21 protein-coding genes are annotated in these 20021 nt (G+C 57.4%); 7 read left to right on the forward strand and 14 right to left on the reverse strand.

Going from position 1 to position 20021, the window contains the following annotated elements:
• The first annotated feature begins 389 nt into the window (after positions 1-389).
• Positions 390-1001 carry a TetR family transcriptional regulator gene (locus CHU71_RS08475; RefSeq protein WP_168712942.1) on the forward strand — a complete coding sequence of 204 codons (612 nt, stop codon included), beginning with the start codon at positions 390-392 and terminating at the stop codon, positions 999-1001.
• The gene (locus tag CHU71_RS08480) at positions 995-2596 is read left to right on the forward strand and encodes an MDR family MFS transporter (protein WP_255456419.1); all 1602 of its coding nucleotides are present in this window, start codon (positions 995-997) and stop codon (positions 2594-2596) included. Before CHU71_RS08475 ends, CHU71_RS08480 begins: the two co-directional genes overlap by 7 nt.
• Positions 2597-2697: 101 nt before the next feature.
• Here CHU71_RS08480 and CHU71_RS08485 read toward each other — a convergent pair whose 3' ends face one another.
• The 5 genes from CHU71_RS08485 to CHU71_RS08505 all read right to left on the reverse strand — a co-directional run bounded on the left by CHU71_RS08485 (position 2698) and on the right by CHU71_RS08505 (position 7301).
• Positions 2698-3231, reverse strand: a complete 534-nt coding sequence (locus CHU71_RS08485; RefSeq protein WP_005529947.1) for a type 1 glutamine amidotransferase domain-containing protein — start codon at positions 3229-3231, stop codon at positions 2698-2700.
• Between the two features lie 165 nt (positions 3232-3396).
• Complete coding sequence (locus CHU71_RS08490) at positions 3397-3966, reverse strand: GNAT family N-acetyltransferase (protein ID WP_005529949.1); 570 nt, start codon at positions 3964-3966, stop codon at positions 3397-3399.
• 121 nt (positions 3967-4087) lie between these two features.
• Positions 4088-5446, reverse strand: a complete 1359-nt coding sequence (locus CHU71_RS08495; protein ID WP_147760787.1) for a PhoH family protein — start codon at positions 5444-5446, stop codon at positions 4088-4090.
• A 296-nt stretch (positions 5447-5742) separates the two neighbouring features.
• Entirely contained in the window at positions 5743-6402 is a 660-nt protein-coding gene (locus tag CHU71_RS08500) for a hypothetical protein (protein WP_147760788.1), read from the reverse strand.
• Positions 6403-6509: 107 nt separating this feature from the next.
• Positions 6510-7301, reverse strand: coding sequence for a LysR family transcriptional regulator substrate-binding protein (locus CHU71_RS08505; protein ID WP_147760789.1), 792 nt, complete (start codon positions 7299-7301; stop codon positions 6510-6512).
• Positions 7302-7444: 143 nt separating this feature from the next.
• Here CHU71_RS08505 and CHU71_RS08510 point away from each other — a divergent pair, with 143 nt between their 5' ends.
• On the forward strand, positions 7445-7807 hold the full coding sequence (locus tag CHU71_RS08510) for a DUF5997 family protein (protein WP_181814969.1): 363 nt from the start codon (positions 7445-7447) through the stop codon (positions 7805-7807).
• Positions 7808-7832: 25 nt separating this feature from the next.
• On the opposite strand, the gene CHU71_RS08515 is transcribed toward CHU71_RS08510, so the two are convergent.
• The 3 genes from CHU71_RS08515 to glyA are packed head-to-tail and all read right to left on the reverse strand — an operon-like array spanning position 7833 to position 11824.
• Entirely contained in the window at positions 7833-8558 is a 726-nt protein-coding gene (locus CHU71_RS08515) for an aminotransferase class IV (RefSeq protein ID WP_147760790.1), read from the reverse strand.
• Complete coding sequence (locus tag CHU71_RS08520) at positions 8548-10485, reverse strand: chorismate-binding protein (RefSeq protein ID WP_147760791.1); 1938 nt, start codon at positions 10483-10485, stop codon at positions 8548-8550. Before CHU71_RS08520 ends, CHU71_RS08515 begins: the two co-directional genes overlap by 11 nt.
• Positions 10486-10522: 37 nt before the next feature.
• On the reverse strand, positions 10523-11824 hold the full coding sequence (glyA, locus tag CHU71_RS08525) for a serine hydroxymethyltransferase (RefSeq protein WP_070419842.1): 1302 nt from the start codon (positions 11822-11824) through the stop codon (positions 10523-10525).
• 147 nt (positions 11825-11971) lie between these two features.
• On the opposite strand from glyA, the gene coaA reads away from it, so the two are divergent.
• Positions 11972-12898 (forward strand): type I pantothenate kinase, encoded by a 927-nt coding sequence (coaA, locus tag CHU71_RS08530; RefSeq protein ID WP_046645443.1) that lies wholly within the window; start codon positions 11972-11974, stop codon positions 12896-12898.
• Here coaA and CHU71_RS08535 read toward each other — a convergent pair.
• Genes CHU71_RS08535 through mca form a run of 4 tightly spaced genes read right to left on the reverse strand, consistent with a single transcriptional unit; the run spans position 12895 to position 15457 of the window.
• Positions 12895-13422: a flavodoxin domain-containing protein gene (locus tag CHU71_RS08535; RefSeq protein WP_147760792.1), complete on the reverse strand. Its 528-nt coding sequence runs from the start codon at positions 13420-13422 to the stop codon at positions 12895-12897. The genes coaA and CHU71_RS08535 overlap by 4 nt on opposite strands.
• A gap of 6 nt (positions 13423-13428) precedes the next feature.
• A complete protein-coding gene (locus tag CHU71_RS08540) occupies positions 13429-14199 on the reverse strand; it encodes an isoprenyl transferase (protein ID WP_147760793.1) in 771 nt (256 codons plus the stop codon).
• Positions 14200-14245: 46 nt separating this feature from the next.
• On the reverse strand, positions 14246-14560 hold the full coding sequence (locus CHU71_RS08545) for a hypothetical protein (protein ID WP_046645442.1): 315 nt from the start codon (positions 14558-14560) through the stop codon (positions 14246-14248).
• 3 nt (positions 14561-14563) lie between these two features.
• A complete protein-coding gene (mca, locus tag CHU71_RS08550) occupies positions 14564-15457 on the reverse strand; it encodes a mycothiol conjugate amidase Mca (RefSeq protein WP_147760794.1) in 894 nt (297 codons plus the stop codon).
• 92 nt (positions 15458-15549) lie between these two features.
• On the opposite strand from mca, the gene CHU71_RS08555 reads away from it, so the two are divergent.
• The 3 genes from CHU71_RS08555 to CHU71_RS08565 all read left to right on the forward strand — a co-directional run bounded on the left by CHU71_RS08555 (position 15550) and on the right by CHU71_RS08565 (position 17120).
• Complete coding sequence (locus CHU71_RS08555; protein ID WP_147760795.1) at positions 15550-16035, forward strand: DUF4307 domain-containing protein; 486 nt, start codon at positions 15550-15552, stop codon at positions 16033-16035.
• Between the two features lie 250 nt (positions 16036-16285).
• Positions 16286-16807: a transcription elongation factor GreA gene (gene greA / locus CHU71_RS08560; RefSeq protein WP_046645439.1), complete on the forward strand. Its 522-nt coding sequence runs from the start codon at positions 16286-16288 to the stop codon at positions 16805-16807.
• A gap of 43 nt (positions 16808-16850) precedes the next feature.
• Positions 16851-17120, forward strand: coding sequence for a hypothetical protein (locus CHU71_RS08565; protein ID WP_147760796.1), 270 nt, complete (start codon positions 16851-16853; stop codon positions 17118-17120).
• 61 nt (positions 17121-17181) lie between these two features.
• Here the strand turns inward: CHU71_RS08565 and CHU71_RS08570 are convergent, their stop codons facing one another.
• A complete protein-coding gene (locus CHU71_RS08570; protein ID WP_255456420.1) occupies positions 17182-18945 on the reverse strand; it encodes a hypothetical protein in 1764 nt (587 codons plus the stop codon).
• A gap of 19 nt (positions 18946-18964) precedes the next feature.
• Entirely contained in the window at positions 18965-19693 is a 729-nt protein-coding gene (locus CHU71_RS08575; RefSeq protein WP_147760797.1) for a DUF3558 family protein, read from the reverse strand.
• Between the last annotated feature and the right edge of the window lie 328 nt (positions 19694-20021).

A 20021-nucleotide genomic window follows, 5' to 3' on the forward strand; every position in this document is an offset into this window, starting at 1 on the left:
GCCCTCAACTGAGATTCTGGGCGGAGGAAGGCTTTCTTCTTTCCCCCGTCTGCAGACTTCGGCACAATCGGAGGAATGCACTCACGAAACGTCGGCCGTAATGCCCAAGCCGCAGCATCCGATACTGCTAACTAAGCAGCTCGTGGCGCTGCCACCGGGGTGGTCTATCTAGGCTTGGTGTTCTCCATGGCAAAGTTTGCGGCAGGCGGGCTCGACGCCGCCTTCCACTCCATTGCTCGTGCGAAATACACCAACGAGATCTAAACCAAGGTGTGCAAACTACCCCTAGGACCTAGATCACACCCTTCCGCTCGTCGTTTAAGAATCACCGGAGTTACACTTGGTGCAAAGTTGCATCGAGTGTAAAGTTGCACAATGTGCAAGAAGAAATGTCATTACGCGAGCAGAAGCGCCTCGAAACGCGGCTGCGCATCGAAGACGCGGCCACTTCCCTAGTGGACAAGCGCGGATTCTCCGCTACCACGATCGAGGAAATTTGCGAACATGCAGGAATTTCTCGGCGCACGTTCTTTAACTACTTCGATTCTAAAGACTCCGCTGTACTCGGTTCCCCGAGCGAGATGTTTTCGGACGATCAGCGGACGTATTTTCTTAAAACTCCAACTGAAGATCTTCTGCATCTGACCGTTGAACTCATCAAGAACCACATGCGCGGCCACCACGCCAACCATGAAATTGCTGAGCGACGCCGTCGCATTGCAGGAGACCCGGACGCGGCCGCGGCGTCGTTAAGCCGCAAGCGAGCCAAGTCCTCGGAAATCGCAGAACTCATCAAGCTGCGACTCGAGAAGAACCCCGAGCTCAGCTTGTACCCGGATGTTCTGCCGGAAACGGAAGCGCTGCTCATCGGCGCCATCGTTCGAGAAGCGCTATGGATCGCCACCGCTTCCCCTGAAATCAACTGCGCAACCCCATTCGAGGATCGCCTCGACGACGCATTAAAACTCGTGATTAATTTTTCCAAAGGACTGAAATGGTAGATACCGCACTGACTCCGGCAAATAATGTCGGTGCAGCCGAGCCGGCCAAGGCCGCAGCTGCAGAAAAGAAAGAAAACAACGTCGGTTTGGTCTTCTCCGCCCTCGTGCTCACCATGCTGATGAGCTCTTTGGGCCAGATGATCTTCTCCTCTGCTCTGCCTACCATCGTCGGTGAGCTCGGCGGCGTGGACCACATGAGCTGGGTCATCTCCGCCTTCTTGGTCACCATGACCATCGCCATGCCAATCTCTGGCAAGTTGGGTGACATGGTGGGCCGCAAGTGGCTCTACATCGGCGGCATTGCTGTCTTCGTGATTGGATCCGCGCTTGGCGGCTTCTCCAACACGATGAACTGGCTCATTGTTGGCCGCGCAATCCAGGGCTTCGGCGCTGGATTCATGATGATTTCTTCCCAGTCCATCATCGCTGAGGTCACCACCGCCCGTGAGCGCGGCAAGTTCATGGGCATCATGGGCGGCGTCTTCGGCCTGTCCTCCGTGCTTGGCCCAGTCCTTGGCGGCTGGTTCACGGATGGGCCTGGTTGGCGTTGGGGCCTGTGGATGAACATCCCGCTTGGCCTACTCGCAATCACCGTCTGCACGTTGGTCCTGCACCTGCGCGTTGGCGATACCGATTTGCGCAAGTTCGACGTCTTGGGCGCAACGTTTATCGCAATCACCACTGCTTCCCTCATTCTCATGACCACCTGGGGCGGCACTCAGTACGAGTGGTCGGACCCAATCATCATTGGCCTGGGAATCACCGTTGTCATCGGCGCCATCATCACCGTGATCGTCGAGTCCAAGGCGAAGGAACCGCTCATCCCAGTGCACCTGTTCAAAAATCGCAACATGGTTCTGACCACTGCTTCGGGCACTGTCCTGGGCCTCGCTATGTTCGGCGTGCTCGGCTACATGCCTACCTACCTGCAGATGGTTCACACCCTTACCCCAACCAAAGCAGGTCTCATGATGATTCCGATGATGGTCGGCCTCATCGGAACTTCCACCATCGTGGGCTTCATCATCGCTCGCACGGGCCACTACAAGATGTACCCAATCATCGGCCTTATCATCACCACGGGCGCATTGTTCTGGATGTCTAAGCTGACCGTTGCTACCACCCTTACCCAGCTGGGCGCTGAGTTCTTTGTCTTCGGCGTGGGCCTTGGCTTCGTGCAACAGGTTCTGGTCCTCATTGTCCAGAACTCCTTCCCCATCGCTTTGGTTGGTACTGCAACTGCGGCCAACAACTTCTTCCGCCAAATCGGCGCTGCGGTGGGAGCTTCCCTGGTTGGCTCGCTCTTCATCCACAACATGAAGGATGAAATGGCAAAAAATATGCCAGCCGCAATCCAGTCCATGGGTCCTGAGGGCGCGCAGTATGCACAGAAGTTCGCAGCCGCAAGCGGCGGTTCTTCCCACTTGACTCCTTCCCTCGTTGCACAGCTTCCGGATGCAATTCAGTCCGTCATCCTGAATGCCTACAACGACGGCCTCACCCCAGTCATCCTGCTGATGGTCCCACTAGCCATCGTGGCGCTGCTTCTCGTGCTTCCAATTACTGAGGAACACCTCAAGGAAGAAATCTCCTAGCGGCACCCTCTCTAGGACGGTAGCTTCGCAACCGATACGTCAAAATCCCCGGCTCAACAGCCAAAGTACCTGTTGAGCCGGGGATTTTTTGCTATATCTCGCTAGTGAGTGCCCTCAGCAAATTCCTCAACGATCTTCGCATTGAACGCAGGAAGGTCATCCGGGGTGCGGGAAGATACGAGACCCTGATCGACGTGGACTTCTTCATCCACCCAGGTTGCACCTGCGTTTCGCAGATCCGTTTTGAGCGATGGGAACGACGTAAGAGTGCGGTCCTTGAGTACGTCAGCGTCAGTAAGAATCCAACCGCCGTGGCAGATAACGCCCAGTGGACGGCCTGCCTCAACGTGCTTCTTCACGATTTCCACTGCGGCTTCGTCCATACGAAGCGCATCTGCATTACTCGTGCCACCAGGGAGCACGATTCCGTCGAACTTCTCACCCCGTACATCAGCAGTGGTTGCATCGACGTCGACGCTTGCGCCTTTCTTACCGCTAATGGTGCCTGCCTCAGGGGCAATGACCTTGACGGTTGCACCCGCCTCGCGAACGGCATCGGCCGGCGACGTCAGTTCGGAATCCTCGAAACCGTCGGTTGCGATAATGGCAATTGTCTTAGTGGAAAGATCCGCCATGATTTACTCCTTAGTGTTTCGTTGCTAAGTACAGATCCCACCATAACCGCGACTCGCAGTTCTCGCAGAGCCGAGGAGCCCATCCCTGTCAACGGCATGCCGGGCGTCAAGCTCCTGTAATTCAAGCTCTTCGCACATTGAGAACAGCAAACACAGAGTTGGTACCTAATCGGCTACTGGTTGCGCCGCCTTACGCTTTTCCTCCGGCTTAGGAAGCAGCAGCTCATAGACGTCGGTATCGCGCCACTGGCCCGCCAGTTCGCCGTACGTCATCTTCGCCATGTGCGAGTAAGTTCCAACCTTGACGAATCCGCGCGACTTGTGCAGGCCTGCCGAGCCTTCGTTCTCCGGGAAAATCCAGGAGTGAATGGCCCACTTATGCAGGTCGATGCAGGTCGCAATGAGCTTATCCAAAAGAGCACCTGCAACACCGCGCCCCTGTGCCTGGGCACTGATATAGATAGAGTCCTCAACAACGCCGTGGAACACCGAACGGGAGGAAATCTGGGCAGCGGAAACCCAGCCCAAGACCTTTGAGTCATCGTCAGCTTCAACTGCAACGAAGACGGAGGGCATGATCTTTGCCTTGGTGAATTGCTCAAGGGTAAGCGAACGCGTCTCATACGTCGCGTGGCCGGTGTTCAGGCCCTCTTCATAAATCGCCCGCATTTGGGGATAGTCGGCCGTGACGAACGGACGAATAGTGAAATTCTTCGCGGGTTTGTTTTCTGTCATGTTCTTTATTATTCCAAGACGGTTGCCTATACGGCTATATAAATAATGCAGCGTTAGCTAGCAGTGATCATCCCTGGTTACGTGGGATAAACGCGACGTCGCCAAGCACTGTGTGCACGGCTTATGTTTCGTTTTCCAACAAGTCCGTGACCAGCTCCGCGATGGCCGAGCGTTCCGATCGCTGCAACGTGATGTGCGCAAAGAGCTCATGCCCCTTGAGCTTCTCAATCACCGCCTGGACACCATCGTGGCGGCCCACGCGTAGATTGTCGCGCTGGGCGACGTCGTGAGTCAGCACCACGCGCGAACCCTTACCCAAGCGGGAAAGAACCGTGAGCAAGACATTACGCTCCAAAGACTGCGCCTCATCCACGATGACGAATGAATCGTGAAGGCTGCGGCCGCGAATGTGCGTCAGCGGCAGGACCTCGAGCAAACCGCGATCCTGCACTTCCTCCATCACGTTGTCAGAGACCAGCCCCTCCAAGGTGTCGTAGACCGCCTGTGCCCACGGATTCATTTTCTCGGACTCGGTGCCTGGCAGGTAGCCCAGAGACTGGCCGCCCACTGCATACATCGGGCGGAAGACCACGATGCGGCGGTGCTCCCCCCGCTCGAGAACCGCTTCCAGTCCTGCGCACAACGCCAGGGCTGACTTACCTGTACCGGCGCGTCCGCCCAAAGATACGATCCCTACATCGGAGTCCAAGAGGAGGTCCAACGCCACTCGCTGCTCTGCTGAACGGCCCTGCAAGCCGAATGCATTGGCTTCGCCGCGGACCAGGCGAATGGTGCCCTCTGCTGTAACACGCCCCAATGCCGACTGACCGCCAGCGTTCAGAGTCACGCCACAATGCACAGGCAGCTCTTCTACGGCAACGCCCGCCTCCGTCAGTGCACCATCGACCATGACTTCCCCATCACGGTAGAGCGCGTCAACGACATCGGGAGAGGTCTGCACTACGGCCATGCCCGTGTAACCAGTAAGTACAACGTCCTGTGCGTGATACTCATCCGCGGGGAGCCCAACCGCGCCGGCTTTGACACGCAGCGGTACATCCTTGGTTACCAGTACCGTGTCCTTGCCCTCGTGAGCCAGGTTCAACGCACACGCAAGGATACGGTGATCACCTTCGGACCCACGGAATGCTGCTGGCAGCAGGGACTGGTCTTGGTGATTGAGCTCTACGCGCAGCGTTCCGCCATCAATGTTTACTGGAACCGGCTGATCCAAGGCGTCATAAGAGCCGCGAAGGTCCTCCAAAAAGCGAAGAGCTTGGCGGGCGAACCAGCCAAGCTCAGGGTGATGACGCTTTCCTTCCAACTCGGAAATGACAACGATAGGAAGGACGACCTCGTGCTCTGCAAATTTGCGCAGCGCCCACGGGTCTGAAAGAAGGACGGAGGTATCAATAACGTAGGTCTTGGTGGCCACAGCGCCCGGGTGCATCGATTCGGTCAGGACGGACGGGTTAGTCATGATGGCAGGGTTCTCCCTTTAGCTGCCACCTCCCCGCGTGACTCCGCGGGCTCTGCGCAATGTCAGCGCCGCATGGATTGCGAGAAAGTAGCGATAGTGAAGCTGGTTAATTTTCGAAACCCCAAGAAGTTCCGCCAGGGTGATGGTCCTCGCCGATAGCTTTCTTCTTGGTTGTCTTCCAAGCTAGGGGCCGAAGGTTGAAATTACATGGGTGAAAGATGAACATTGCGAAAACGCGAAAAATCCCTTGGCTCTTTGAACCAAGGGATAAAGCGGTGAAAGCTTAATCGACGAGCTTATTCAACGGTAGCTTCGTACTCGCCGGAGGCACCCTTCATCCACTTGATGGTGCCGTTGGTGAACTTCTGGACCCAGCCGTTGCCTTCTGCCTGCTCAGGAGCGGTCGGCAGACCAACCTTGCTAGCAAGGCCGCCCTCGCCCTTCCAGGTTTCAGCGATCTTACCGATGATTGGCTGCGCACCAGACTCTTCGTTGAAGGCAAGCAGCTTGTCTTCCGCGAAGGTTGCTAGGGAACCGGCGTCAGTGTTCTCGATGCTCTGGACATCGCCCCACTCGCCAGCCTTCTCCTCGATTGCGGAAGCGAATGCTGCCGGAACCTCAAAATCGCCTGCTGGGGTGTTAATGGTCTTCTTCTCGCCGGAGTCCTTGCCCGCAGCGTTCTCGCCATCCTTGCCCTCAGAAGCATCTGCACCCTCAGAGGCGTTAGCGGCGTCGGAAGGATCCGCATCTGCGCCCTCAGATTCAGACTCAGAGTCCTTCTTGCCAGTTGCGTCAGCGACAGCGGAACCAGCCTTCTCGGTTGCCTCGTTGGCTGCAGACTTAGCTGCGTCACCTGCGGAGTTAGCTGCGTCCTCAGCGTCGGAGCACGCTACTAATGCAAGCGAAAGGGAAGCTGCTGCGAGCCCTGCTGTGAAACGACGGGTGATCTTCTGCATGAGTTATGTCCTTTTCTAAATTTGTTTTCGTAGGAACACAATTCACGCTACGGACGGAAGGCTCACAGCAGCCACCTAGTTTTCCGCAATTTGACAAGGAAAATGGCCTATTTCCGCCGTTTCCCCCGCTGAGAGGATTTCTTACTTTTTGATAACAGATAATTTTTTCGTCCCTGAACAGCTCTTTTGTTACCAGCCTGTGACCCACCGCTGGTCTTTTTCTTAGCATTGTTCTGCTTGTGCGCCTTGCCTTGCTCCTTGGCCAGAGCCTCCCGGCGCGCCTGCTTTGCTTTGGACTTCTCTCGAGCACTGAGTTTTACCGCGGTACCGCGCGAAGAATTTTTGGTGCGCCCCTTGGCCACGCCAACGAAAGCCTGGACGTCATCAGCATCGCGTTCCTTTGGCCACACCAGCGCAATAGCGGTCCGCGCAACGGTTGGATCATTAAGCCCCAGCGGGACCACCTGCTTTTTGCTCAGCACCTTGAGCAAAGGCCGCGGCGCGATGACGATACCCACGTTCGCGGCCACCACCTGGAGTCCTTCGCGGACCGCGGGAACATCGACCAGTGCGTCATCGCCAATGCGATAGTTCACGTACTCATCCGCCACGTCCGCAGGCTCCACATCCTCCCCTACCTCGGCATAGACGGAGTCCTTCGGCACGGCGATGCCCACGGCTTCTTCATACAGACGCACCATGTGGAAGTCATCGCTAATGCGCTTGTCGACGCCGTCCGCTGGCACGCGCGCCAGCGCCAAGTCGGCCTCGCCCGCCAGTAAGGTGTCGATGGCATCGTCGGAGTCGACCGTGGTGAGCTCACCGTAGTCCGGGTTCGACCGGTAGCGCTCAAACCATTTCCCTGGTTCTGTTCCGGTGCTAAAGACGAGTCGCAGCATGCAGACAATCTTACTGGGCGCTATCGCGGGCATCGTTACGCGGCGGGCACAGCACCACCGGGATAACACGAGCCCTAACTTGCGGCATGACATAGGCATGACATGTACTGCGCAATACTGCTACCGTAGGCAACGTGAATGACATGAATAAACAACCTTCCGGCACCGCTATGCGCGCTCAGACCGCTGCTAAGAAGCTGGGCATTTTCCTGCCCGCTACCCCGGAAGAATTCCAAAATAACGCAGTATCGCACGCGGAGCTGCGCGAATTACAGGACAATCCGCCGGAGTGGCTGGTCAAGCTGCGCCTTGAGGGTCCGCACCCACGCCCGGTAGTCGCGCAGAAGCTCGGCATCTCGGTCACGGCCCTTAAGAAGAATGACGTGGATCGTCCGATGACCACCGCCGAGATCAAGGAGCTCCTCGCCGAAATGCCAGAGTGGCTGGAGGCTGCCCGCAAGGCACATGCCGAAAACCGCGATGGTTCGGGCGGGTCGGAAGACTAAGCTCCAGCAGACAAAAGCGGGGGAGCTACCGCGCGGTTACATCGACCGCGCTTTCCCACAGCCGGGCGTTGATGCGCCCGGTTTTTGTGTTTTCTGGGTCTGCTGTGTTTGCTGGGTCTGCTGTGTGTGCTGCTGCCTGCACCATCTTGCCCTCGACAATCCATCGGGTAACCCGCGTCCAGCCATGCAAAGCGCTCGCGCACCAGGCTTGCAGCTCCAGCGCTTCCGCAAGCCGAATCTCCGCCCGGCGCGGTTTAGGCATCAGACCTGCCTCAACCGTGGCGCGCAGCGTGGTAGATTCCAGCACCCAATTCGCGGGCCCCATGAGAGGCCCCTCCTCGTCGAAAAATACGAGAGCAGCGTTGGCTGCCTCGTGTACTACGCCTTCTTCGCCATAAAGGAGCGCATCATCCGCGCCGTGGCTTTGGGCTTCGGCACGAAGCGTGCCCAGCAGCGCTAGATCCGGCCCCTTGGTCAACGGATGTAAGCGCGGATCAGGTGTGGGAGGTACCCACAGCGTGGTTTCAGTGCGCAGCCGTGGCGCCGGGCGCCACACGACGCCGCTGACCGCCACGCGGGGGAACCACTCGCCGTGCTGCGGGGCGTCGTCAAGCGCCGGGTAGCCCGCGCCAAAGCGCGCGCGATGCAGATCCGGGCGGATGGCTCTCCCCTCCCGTACTAGGAAGGAATCCACCCGCGTATCGACAAGCGCCTCATTTTGGGCCGCAGCTTTATCCTCACTACGCGCCATGACTGCCACCTTGCAGCTGCGCAGGGCTAAGCCCCAGATGATTGAGAAGCGGGCGGGCCTTGACCATGGTTTCTTCCCATTCGGCTGCCGGATCACTCACGGCGAGGATCGCGCCGCCCACTCCGTAATAGGCACCTCGCTCATTGCTCACGACGGAGCGGATGACCATGGAGAAGTCCGCAGTACCGGTCAGCGAGAGGTAGCCGTAGGCACCCGAATAGACGCCACGCCACGTGCCCTCCAGTTCACTGATGATGCGCATCGTGCGTTCCTTGGGCGCGCCTGTCATGGAACCACCGGGAAAGGCCGCGCGGATGGCGTCAACCGGGCTAGCGTTGGTCTTGAGCCGTCCGGTCACCTCGCACATAAGCTGATGCACCGTAGCGTAGCTGCGCACCTCAAAGCCACGTGGCACCGTGACGCCATCGCACACGCGGGCCAAGTCATGGCGAACCATGTCCACGACCATGAGCAGTTCAGAGGTGGTCTTGGCGTCCCGCAGCAGCTCCTTGTGCACAGCATCTTCTGCGGGGTCCGCGCTGCGCGGGCTGGTTCCCTTAATCGGTGTTGAGGAGACCATGCTCCATTCGTCGATGCTCAAGAAGTGCTCAGGCGACGTCGAGAGCAATGCGTTTCCAGCAAAGCCCAGGTATCCCGTGCGCTTGCTGGGATTGTCTTCGCGCAGCTTCGTAAAAGTCTCCAGCGGCTGCGGCAAAGGTTCCAGCTCAATGCGGTTGGTCAGGCATACCTCGTATGTCTCGCCGCGTACCTCAAAGTCTTGCGCTGCTGCGATGAGGCGCAAGTACTCCGCCTCGTCATGTATGAGCCTGCCCGAGGATTCCCACGGCTTTGATGTCCCCGTCTGAGCTTTAACTGGTGGCAAATCCCAATCGGCATCGTCCGCGAAGCTCAACAAATAGGTTTTGTTCTCTTCATGATCAATAACGATTGCTCGATCGCAGAACACGAACTCCGCGTCCGGGCCAGGTACCGGCGGGAAGGCGGTATGTGCCTCCTCGAGTCCAATCTCGTATCCCAGGTAACCCACCCAGCCCAGCGCAAAGTCACAGCCTGGAATGGGCGCGCCGACGCGCGGTGGCAGGACAAACTCTTCGTATTCACGCGCAGCATGATTAAAGAATCCCGCATCATCCCCTGCTGAAATTGTGTAACTCAGATGCCGCGCACGCGGGCCTGAATCGTCGCCCAGGATGCTGAACCGGCCAGCGTCGAGCCAAAAGACATTGCCGCGCAGTCTCCTGGCGATGTCTTTGATCGGCAGCGGCTCGTCGAGGGTACGCACCGCAAAGTACTCGGCCGCATAGTAGCGCCGGGCGAGTTGGAGGAAGTTGGCTATGAGCCGCTCCCCTGCGTCCGTCATCAGGGACTCGGGGTGAAACTGCACGCCCCAGCGCGGCAGGCTGCGGTGCTGGATCGCCATGACGAGGGTGTTCAAGGAAGCGTCGTGGGGCGCATCAGTGGCGCGACAGGTGGCGGTGACCTCGAAGCATTCAGGGACTTCGTGAGTGACCAGGGAGTGGTAGCGCACCACTCTATATGGGTTTTCAAGGCCCGCGAACAGGCCAGTCCCGTCATGGTCAACGTGGTCAACCACGCCGTGTGCAGGGGCGGGGGCTGGGCCGACTACACCGCCTTCTAGGTGCACCATCGCTTGGAGTCCAAGGCACACGCCGAGAATAGGACCGGCGAACTCGCGCAGCACATCCGCGCTGATTCCCAAGTCAGCAGGGTTGGCCGGGGTGCCTGGCCCGGGTGAGATGATGGCGGCGTCGTAAAGCGCCAGATCCACCTGGGCCCACGGGGTGTCATTAGGCACCACCATAGGCTCAGTGCCAGTCACCCGCCGAACGTAGTCCACGAGGTTGAAGGTAAAAGAATCGTGATTATCGACGATCAGCAGGTGCATGGCAATGGGTTGTGTGAATTAGCTTGGAAGGAAGCTTTTAGACGAGCTTCCAGTCCTCGAGGCCATCGTAGAGCGGGTACTGCTCAGCGATCTTGGCAACGCGTCCGCGCAGGGTCTCAACATCAGCGTTCTTGCCCTGCGCCAGAGCGGTACCAATGATGTCAGCAACCTCAGTGAACGCAGCTGCGTCCAGGCCACGGGTAGCAAGTGCCGGGGTACCGATACGCAGGCCGGAAGTAACCATCGGCGGGCGAGGATCGTTCGGCACAGCGTTACGGTTCACGGTGATGCCCACCTCGTGGAGGAGGTCCTCAGCCTGCTGGCCGTCGAGCTCAGAGTTGCGCAGATCAGCCAGAACCAGGTGCACGTCGGTACCGCCGGTCAGAACGTCCACGCCGGCAGCCTTTGCGTCAGCAGCGGTCAGACGCTCAGCAAGGATGCGTGCGCCCTCGAGGGTACGCTCCTGGCGGTTCTTGAACTCCTCCGAAGCGGCGATCTTCAAAGCAATAGCCTTAGCAGCGATGACGTGCATCAGTGGGCCGCCCTGCTGACCTGGGAAGACGTTGGAGTTAATCTTCTTAGCGTAGTCCTGCTTAGCTAGGATCAGACCGGAGCGTGGGCCGCCCAAGGTCTTGTGAACCGTGGTGGAGACAACGTCAGCGTGCGGAACTGGAGATGGGTGCAGTCCTGCAGCAACCAGACCAGCGAAGTGGGCCATGTCCACCCACAGCTTGGCGCCAACTTCGTCGGCGATGGAGCGGAAGGCCGCAAAATCCAGGGTGCGCGGGTATGCGGACCAGCCGGCGATGATGACCTTCGGTTGCTCCTTGATGGCCTGCTCGCGCAGCTTGTCCATGTCGATGCGCATGGTCTCTGGGTCAACCTCATATGCGGCGACGTCGTACAGCTTGCCCGAGAAGTTCAACTTCATGCCGTGAGTGAGGTGGCCACCGTGTGCCAAGGACAGACCCAGGATCTTGTCGCCCGGCTCCGCCAGGGTGGACAGAACCGCAGCGTTTGCCTGCGCACCGGAGTGCGGCTGGACGTTAGCGAACTCAGCGCCGAAGAGCTCCTTGGCACGGTCACGCGCCAGATCTTCGATGACGTCAACGTGCTCGCAACCGCCGTAGTAGCGGCGCCCGGGGTAGCCCTCAGCGTATTTGTTGGTGAGGACGGAACCCTGTGCCTGCAGAACGGCACGTGGGACGAAGTTCTCAGATGCGATCATCTCAAGGGTGTCGCGCTGGCGGGCAATCTCGCCGTTAATGGCGTTAAATACGTCCGGGTCCAGCTCGCGCATCTCTTGGTAGCGCACGTCTGCGGAGTTGTTGGCAGTCATGGAAGCGTTGATTCCCTTCTCGGTTGCTTACAAGGTCGGTTCAAACCTGCTCTACATATTAACTGCCACGCCCCCACGCGGGGGCTGTTGCAGCCACTAAATACATGCAACTTTCACCAAGAACCGATGAAGTGCGACAATTAGGCAATGGCGCGTATTACCGACACCAGTCCCTACCTCGACTTTGACCGCGAAACCTGGCGCCAGCGACGCTTGTCGATGCCCCAGGTTCTTACCGCCACGGAAGTTGAGGCGCTTCGCGGTATCGGCGATCGCATTGACCTCGATGAAGTCGCTGACGTCTACCTTCCGCTGTCGCGTCTTATTCACTTGCAGGTCGCAGCACGCCAGGAACTGACCGCCGCCACCGAAGAATTCTTGGGCAACGACCCCGCCCACGTTCCTTTTGTCATAGGCATCGCGGGTTCGGTGGCTGTAGGTAAATCCACCACCGCCCGTGTACTCCAATTGCTGCTCCAGCGTTGGGATTCCCACCCGAAAGTGGATCTGGTCACCACCGATGGCTTCCTCTACCCCGCGGATATTCTCAACGAGCGCGGCCTCATGCAGCGTAAAGGTTTTCCAGAGACCTATGACCGCCGCAAACTCATGCGTTTTGTCACCGACGTGAAGTCCGGCAAGGCTGAGGTCAAGGCGCCAGTGTATTCGCACATTTCCTACGACATTTTGCCTGATGAATACCAGGTGGTGCGCCGTCCCGACATCCTGATTCTGGAGGGCCTCAACGTCCTGCAGACGGGCCCTACCTTGATGGTCTCGGATCTGTTCGACTTCTCCGTCTACGTCGACGCGCGGGTGGACGACATTGAGCATTGGTACATCGAGCGCTTCCTCCACCTACGCCACACCGCGTTCCGTGAGCCGGGCGCGCACTTCGCGTCCTATGCGGAGATGGATGACAGCGAGGCCCGCGCGCAGGCCCGCGAGATTTGGCAGTCCATCAACTTGCCAAATCTTGTGGAAAATATTCTGCCCACGCGTCCCCGCGCCTCACTCGTACTGCGCAAAGGCTCACACCATTTGGTGGAAAAGGTGCGCATGCGCAAGCTTTAGGAGTTGCACTGTGCCCATTGAACGATGGGCGCCAGCTCCGCAAAGTTGGTCTCATCGACGTCGCGCTCGTAGCAATCGACCATGTTCTGCTCGTTCGGGGTACGGTCCTTCTTCTGACGCAGCGCGGCGATCATGGTCTTCATGATCATCTTGTGTTTGAACTTTAGCTCCGAATAGTTCAGCCGACCTGGCAAATAAAAGTGCTCGACGGCGGGCTTTTTCGCCAGCGGAATCGCGAGTTGGTCCTTCGCGCGCGCTTCCTCAAGCAGCGTCATCCCAACGACCACGACGGCCACTGGGCGGTCACCAAAGTCATGCTTCTTTACAAAATCGGCGGCGGTAATCGATGGGCCATGCACCGGGGACATGACGATGAGCGGTTGCTTGTCGACGCCCAGCTTGTCCAGGTGTGCTTGATTCTTAGCGTCAGCGAGCGGCAAGATTTCGGCGTTGAGCTGATTTGCCAGCTCCTGGGCGTAGCGCTGGGTAGAACCGTAAACAGAGTCGAAGATTACGGTGGTCATGGAGACCTACTTTCCGAAACGGCGGGAGCGTTGCGAGTAATCACGCAGCGCTCGGAGGAAATCGACGCGGCGGAATGCCGGCCAATAAGTGTCAGTAAACCAGATCTCGGAGTATGCCGCCTGCCAGAGCAAGAATCCGGAAAGACGCTGTTCACCGGAGGTGCGGATGACCAGATCTGGGTCCGGCAGCCCCTTGGTGTAGAGGTGGCTAGTGATGGCATCTGCGGTCACCGAGTCGGCGATTTCCTCTGTACTATGCCCCTTCTGAGCCTCGTCGCGGATGAGATTTTGGACGGCGTCGACGATTTCCTGGCGGCCGCCATAGCCAACGGCGATGTTGACGATGACACCCTTGTTGTCCCCAGTGGCCTGCGCTGCGGCGCGCATCTTCTCGGTAACCTCAGCAGGTAATAAATCAAGGTGTCCAACGAGTCGGATTTGACAGTCCAAGTCTCCCTCGGACAGGTGCTTTACCACGTCGGAGATGATATCGAAGAGCAGCTGCACTTCTTGGGTGCTGCGCTTAAGATTCTCCGTGGACAGCAGATAGATGGTGACGACCTCAATGTCAGTGTCTTTGCACCACGAGATCATCTCACTGATCTTTTTTGCGCCCTGCCTGTGACCGTGGCTGATATCAGTAAAGCCAGCTTCCCGAGCCCAGCGGCGGTTTCCGTCCGCCATGATGGCTACGTGGCGTGGCTGCGGTTTTCCTTTAATCGCGCGCGCCAAACGTGCCTCATAGACGGGGTACAGCAACTGGCTCAGGAAGTTCACTATTTTTCCTTATACAACATTCCGGTTTCGACGCATAAAACTTCGCCTACAAGAAAGAACGCTTACGGTTGTCAAAGACACCGGCTTCCTTCATTGCCGCATCAACGGCTTCATCGTCGAAAGGATCAATGCCATGGTCTTGAGCAAACATGGTGCGACGGCGGAAACGGGAGTAGCGGCGGTGAAAGTTCCAGCCAGCAAACAGGACGGCCGCGCCCATCAGGGCGAGGATCAACAGGCCGATAGGTGAAGCTTTACCGAACTCTGGGCCCATGGGGCCTTCCTTTGCGCCTTGGGCAAGGAAAAAGACATTGGTCTGGATGTCACTTGCAGCAAGAACTAGCGAATCAATTGCGCTCATATCTTAAGACTCCCCTACTTCAGTAATTCCTGCAAATAAATCGCTTTCTGGAAGCTCAGTCGACACACGAGTCTGCGCAAGCTCGAACTCCTCCGTTGGCCACAGGCGCTGCTGGACCTCTACGGATGTGGCCAAGAACGCGCCGGCCGGATCGATCTGCGTCGCATGCGCACGCAGGGCGTCATCACGGTTTTGGAAGTAGTCTGCACACTCAACCTGAGTGGTCACTCTTGCCATAATGTCGCCGAATGCTGTGTCCCATCGCGCGAGCATGGGGCCGTACGGGCTGGACTTGCCTTCTTCCTCGAGAAGGTCGTGGAAGAGCTTCATGCGCTGATAGACAAATCCGTGAGTGTAGTAAAGCTTCTGTGGCTCCCATGGCTCACCGAGCTCTGGGTGGTAGGACGGATCTCCTGCCTTCTCCCAGGCAATCATGGATGCACGGTGCACCATGAGGTGATCTGGGTGCGGGTAGCCGCCAATCTCGTCGTAGGTGATGATAACCTGGGGGCGGAACTCGCGAATCGTCTTCACTAGCTCTTGCGCCACCTCTTCGTCTGGGATGAGAGCAAAGCAGCCCTTAGGCAGCAAGCTCTTAAGTTCCGGATCGAATGGATCACCACCGGGGAGACCAGAGTCAACATGGCCGAGCCACTGGTGCTTAACGCCGAGAGCCTTCGCGGCTTGTGCCATCTCTTCGTGGCGGATGGCTCCCATATTTTCTTTAACGCCTGGCTTATCCATGGCGGGATTAATAACGTCGCCGCGCTCGCCGCCGGTGCAGGTAAGCACGAGCACTTCCGCGCCCTCGGCTGCATACTTAGCTGTAGTGGCGGCACCCTTGGAGGATTCATCATCGGGGTGCGCGTGGATGGCTAGCAGGCGCTTGTCGCTCACTGTGGGTTCATCTCCTCTAGCACTGGTATAGGAACAGGAGTCCAGTGTAGTGGATAGTTTGAAAATCTTGAGTGTTGGATAGACTATTGACTATGACTTCCGCCGGTACCCCCCGTTCAGGCGCTCGCTACGGTGCCCGCCCCTCGGCAGACAACTCTGCGACTAAGACCTCAAGCTTTACTAATAAGGCCATTGTGCTCGTTTTCGCGGCAATGTTCATCGCCGCGATTGTTTATGGTGTCCAGTACTTCCAAAAGCGCGAGGAGGTCAACGCCAGCATCTCCTACGTCACACACGAGGTGCTGTCCGACGACTCCATCCGCGTCTGGGCTGACGTCACCCGCAACCACATCGATGAGGACGCGTACTGCATAGTCCAGGCTTACGATTACTCCAAGGCTGAGGTGGGCCGCCGCGAATTTGCTGTTCCTGCCGGCGGCGCTGAGGTGCAACGCATTGCTGTCGACGTCCCCACTAACCACCGCGCGGTAGCCGGCGGCGTTTACGGTTGTTCGGGCAACGTGCCGAGCTATCTCAACATGAATAACCCGGACTATGTGGAGCAGTCCAATAGCTAAACCGGCTCATCTGCTCAGCACAGCAGCAAAGCCGCCTCACAACGGTTCTATCCCACAACAGCTTCTCGCGCTGTTGCGCTAGGCGACGCCGTGATAATCACCCGCGTGTGCTAGGATTTGTAGCGCTTAGGATAGGTCGCACCTCCTGCGAGTTTGCACGGTGGGAGCTGACCTTTTCCATTAGGTGGGCCTGCAATTGTGCAAGGCCCGCAATATTTTGAATTCTCCCCGCTTTACGGAAGGTTGCACTATGGCTGAGCAGCAGAAGCAGTACATCACCCCGGAAACCAAGGCCAAGCTTGAAGCAGAGCTGCAAGCTCTTATTGACCACCGCCCGGTAGTCGCTGCGGAAATCAACGAGCGACGCGAAGAAGGCGACCTTAAGGAGAACGCTGGCTACGACGCCGCCCGCGAGATGCAGGACCAGGAAGAGGCCCGCATCAAGCAGATCTCTGAGGTTCTGGCAAACGCCACCACTGAGCGCACCGCTATCCAGGAGGGTGTTGCCGCCATCGGTTCCGTGGTTCACGTTTACTACAACGGTGACAAGGACGATAAGGAAACCTTCCTCATCGGTACCCGCGCTGCTGCTTCTGACAACAAGGATCTTGAAACCTACTCTGAGCAGTCCCCGCTGGGTGCTGCCCTGATCGGAGCGCAAGAAGGTGAGACCCGCGAGTACACCGCACCAAATGGCAAGACCATTTCGGTCACGGTGGAATCCGCAGCGCCGTATGATTCAGCTAAGGCCGCAACTCCACGCGAGTCCTAATTTCATATTCTTAGTTTCAACTCATTCTGGAGAAAGAGCACCCATGAAGAAGTTCTCCCGCTTCGCAACCGCCGGTTTGGTATTCGCTGCAGGTCTGTCTCTGGCAGCTTGCCACCCACCGAACGAGCAGGATTCCACCAGCGAGAAGATCGACAACGCTTCCACCTACACTGGCAAGGCTCCGAAGCCTGCTGAGTCCACGTCTTCGAGCGAGGCATCCGAAAGCACCGCGGCAAACAATCCGGCTGCTTCCGAGTCTGCTCCTGCTAACCCGAACGTCGTGGTTGAGACTCAGGTAGTACCGGCTCTGTAAAACTAAGAAATGGCGCCCATGCACTGTGCATGGGCGCCATTCTTTTTAGTCCGAGTCGGTTCTATCCTTCTTCACGTGCCCATGCTCCGATGACGCCGGGCAGTGCGGCTGGCGGCTCCCCTAATAGATCCCGTCGATTTGGGTCGCTTTCGACTTTGCTGGTGACTGACTTGATACGTCGATCTTCGCCACCACCACGCCCCATCCCGGCCATCATGGGCATCATCCCGCGCCCCATGGTGCCACGAGCAGCGGCTCCCCCACGTGCCGCAGTCAGGGTTGTGTTGGTGCCACCTCCCATGTGCGAACCATTGCCGATGCTTCCTGTGCTGAGCGATCCACCACGAGCGCCCGCCGTGCCCGCCGAACCGGCAAGTGCACCTCCGCCCGCTCCGCTTCCGGTGCTAAATGCCCCAGGTACACCGGCTCCATTGCCTTGATTTAGCGCACCCGTGTTGCTTAGCCCCAGGGCATGCTTACCAGAACCGTAGCTCTTGCTTGCTGGTGCGCCAATCATGGCGGGAACTCCCACATGTGAATTCGCTGGTGTTAGCCCCGCACCGCTATTGGCTGCAAGCGTCGCTGGATTGATGTGTTGGTTGGCGCCAGTACTCTGCGGGAGGGCGCCAACCCCACCCAAACCAGCCATGGTGTGGCCTGTCGGCGCGCCTACCGATGTGCTGGCATTGGCACCACTAGTAGCAAGGTCTGCTGCTGAGATCGGCGCACCAAGCTGCGCTAGCGACGCCCTGCCACCGTTGAGCAGGTCTTGGTTAAACTTTTGGATCTCAGAATCTGTCATCCCAAGGCCTTCCAGCCCTTCGACCTGACCATCGACGATTCCAAAAGAGCCAGGGCCCAATTTCCCGCTAGCGATTGCTTCTGCAATCCTTCGCGGCCATGCAACCGTGTTGGTGTCGAAACGTTGGCCATTGCCATTTACGCCACCAAATTGGCTGCTTACATCGCCGCCGCCTGACGGTGGCATGGTTGTCATTAGCGCATGTTGGAAAGGCATCGCGGCGACCACTTGGGTTTGGAGTGCGTTTTGCATAAACGCCAGACCTGCCTGCTCGGCGGCCTTGCGTGCTGCTGGATCAGGAATCGCCATCGCGGACATGGCCAAGGACATTGCTTTGGGCTGCGACGCCATCAGGTTGGCTTGGAAGCCGAAAAGCTTCTGGCTCATCACCTCAGCATTAGCGATGAAGTGATTACCTGATTCCGCCACAGATCGGATCTTTTGTGCTGCCCGCGCGGTTGCTTCACTATCATTTTCGGATTCCAGCGAAGAAGCCGCCTCATTCAATCCATCAACAATTGCCGTGACCTCGTCGGCGAGGCTCTTCCACCGTGAATTGGTTTCTGAGACACTCCAGATCTTGGTATTCAACAAGTCCATCGCCAGCCCCAACAAGTCAGGCCCGACGTTGACCACCGGCATCACAAAACCGAATGGACTGTACCCCGGATCCGGCTGATTCATCACCGGCATCGCCTCACCCGCTACAGAACCTCCCGCGTCAGCGATGTCCAGACCTCGGCTGTTAACTGCGTCTTGTGATTCAAAGCCGTGAGCTTCAGCCATAAGTGTCTTAGCCAACCACTGAATTTGTTCGTTAAAGCTGCGAAGCGAATTGCTGGCGGAGCCAGGATCTGTAGCAATCACTCGCTGATGAATCGCCCCCACATCACCTACTCCATTGACGCTGGAGAAGCTTCCATCAATTGGCGAAGTCGCTTTTGCCGCAATCTGTTGCATTTGGCGTGACAACTTACTGATTTGGAATTGAGTCGACATCATGTTTTCAATCGAAATACGCACTGGTCCCCCTGATTCTGAGCTAATCGATAAGCTTTTTAAGTACTAATTCTGCTTGTCTACAATTTTCCCGATTATCTTCTTGCAATTTGGTATTGCCAAAGCCCACACTAACCATCCCTCGCACAGTGTTGATGTTCACAGTGCAAATCAAGTCGCCCTCGAATTCGTCTTCAAAAGCTACTACTGGTAATTCAATCCCCCGATATATCTCTCGCTTTCCTAACGGAATTTCAATGTCAGTGTAAGACTTCGTGCTTGAAGCGATTGAAACCATTGCCGGATTTCCAGACGAGCTTTGTCCGAAAAAGCTACAGGTGCTCATGTCGGAGAAGATGAGGCGGTGCTCGCCGTTACCTTCGAGTCCAGCCTCCTTTAACTTCTCCTCTGGAATTTCTGTACAAGGATCAAATAGGTCGAAATCTGGGTCTGTACGGTCGAAGCTGCCGAATGGCGGCAGAACGCCGTTCTCCTCCCCCTTTGCGGTGATGCTGAAATCCGCACCAGCATCACCGCTGTCGCGCGTGCCATTGGAATCGATGAATCCCCCATCCCCGGTAGATTCCACAGCGTTCCCCGGATTGTCAGCGTTATCTGCCGCCTTGTCCATACTTGTGCCGAAAGTGTCCCCCGCCTCCTTTACGGTATCTGGCTGGTTCTCCTTCGCGCTCCATGGAGCAAGTCCTATAGCGCAGCCCGTCAGCACCCCCATGCTGACAATCAGCGCTACAACAATCCCCTGCTGCTTCATGATTACCCTTCATCAGACTTCAATGACGAGCCGGAAGGCCGCTGTTGTGGCTGCTAGCCGCTTGCTGCCTCCCGCAAATAGGATGCACGAATCTGCGCGGTCTGTCGCGCCAAGATGTGAATTGGGTCAAATTCGGGGAGTCTTCTACGACATAAAGATGCCTTGCCTAAACCTCGAAATGGCAAAAATTTCCTGCTCAAACCATATGAAAAGGCTGTAAAAGAGTTGGAAGAACCATGAACTCTCAACCATTTATTAATTCCCCCATTTCTACACCCGAATTACAAGAGTGTTACTTAGCAGACTTATGCCCTACCGCTCATATAAG

It is taken from the genome of Corynebacterium sp. LK14 (genome assembly GCF_008042215.1).
In the GTDB taxonomy this organism is placed as follows: domain Bacteria; phylum Actinomycetota; class Actinomycetes; order Mycobacteriales; family Mycobacteriaceae; genus Corynebacterium; species Corynebacterium striatum.

Coding starts and splice junctions, on each gene's coding strand:
- CHU71_RS08480 (WP_255456419.1), top strand. CDS start 995: ATGGTAGATACCGCACTGACTCCGGCAAATAATGTCGGTGCAGCCGAG.
- CHU71_RS08575 (WP_147760797.1), bottom strand. CDS start 19,693: ATGAAGCAGCAGGGGATTGTTGTAGCGCTGATTGTCAGCATGGGGGTG.
- CHU71_RS08520 (WP_147760791.1), bottom strand. CDS start 10,485: ATGCACCTGCTGATCGTCGATAATCACGATTCTTTTACCTTCAACCTC.
- CHU71_RS08565 (WP_147760796.1), top strand. CDS start 16,851: ATGAAGAAGTTCTCCCGCTTCGCAACCGCCGGTTTGGTATTCGCTGCA.
- greA (WP_046645439.1), top strand. CDS start 16,286: ATGGCTGAGCAGCAGAAGCAGTACATCACCCCGGAAACCAAGGCCAAG.
- CHU71_RS08510 (WP_181814969.1), top strand. CDS start 7,445: ATGAATAAACAACCTTCCGGCACCGCTATGCGCGCTCAGACCGCTGCT.
- CHU71_RS08545 (WP_046645442.1), bottom strand. CDS start 14,560: ATGAGCGCAATTGATTCGCTAGTTCTTGCTGCAAGTGACATCCAGACC.
- CHU71_RS08515 (WP_147760790.1), bottom strand. CDS start 8,558: ATGGCGCGTAGTGAGGATAAAGCTGCGGCCCAAAATGAGGCGCTTGTC.
- CHU71_RS08555 (WP_147760795.1), top strand. CDS start 15,550: ATGACTTCCGCCGGTACCCCCCGTTCAGGCGCTCGCTACGGTGCCCGC.
- CHU71_RS08485 (WP_005529947.1), bottom strand. CDS start 3,231: ATGGCGGATCTTTCCACTAAGACAATTGCCATTATCGCAACCGACGGT.
- CHU71_RS08475 (WP_168712942.1), top strand. CDS start 390: ATGTCATTACGCGAGCAGAAGCGCCTCGAAACGCGGCTGCGCATCGAA.
- coaA (WP_046645443.1), top strand. CDS start 11,972: ATGGCGCGTATTACCGACACCAGTCCCTACCTCGACTTTGACCGCGAA.
- CHU71_RS08505 (WP_147760789.1), bottom strand. CDS start 7,301: ATGCTGCGACTCGTCTTTAGCACCGGAACAGAACCAGGGAAATGGTTT.
- CHU71_RS08500 (WP_147760788.1), bottom strand. CDS start 6,402: ATGCAGAAGATCACCCGTCGTTTCACAGCAGGGCTCGCAGCAGCTTCC.
- CHU71_RS08495 (WP_147760787.1), bottom strand. CDS start 5,446: ATGACTAACCCGTCCGTCCTGACCGAATCGATGCACCCGGGCGCTGTG.
- CHU71_RS08535 (WP_147760792.1), bottom strand. CDS start 13,422: ATGACCACCGTAATCTTCGACTCTGTTTACGGTTCTACCCAGCGCTAC.
- glyA (WP_070419842.1), bottom strand. CDS start 11,824: ATGACTGCCAACAACTCCGCAGACGTGCGCTACCAAGAGATGCGCGAG.
- CHU71_RS08490 (WP_005529949.1), bottom strand. CDS start 3,966: ATGACAGAAAACAAACCCGCGAAGAATTTCACTATTCGTCCGTTCGTC.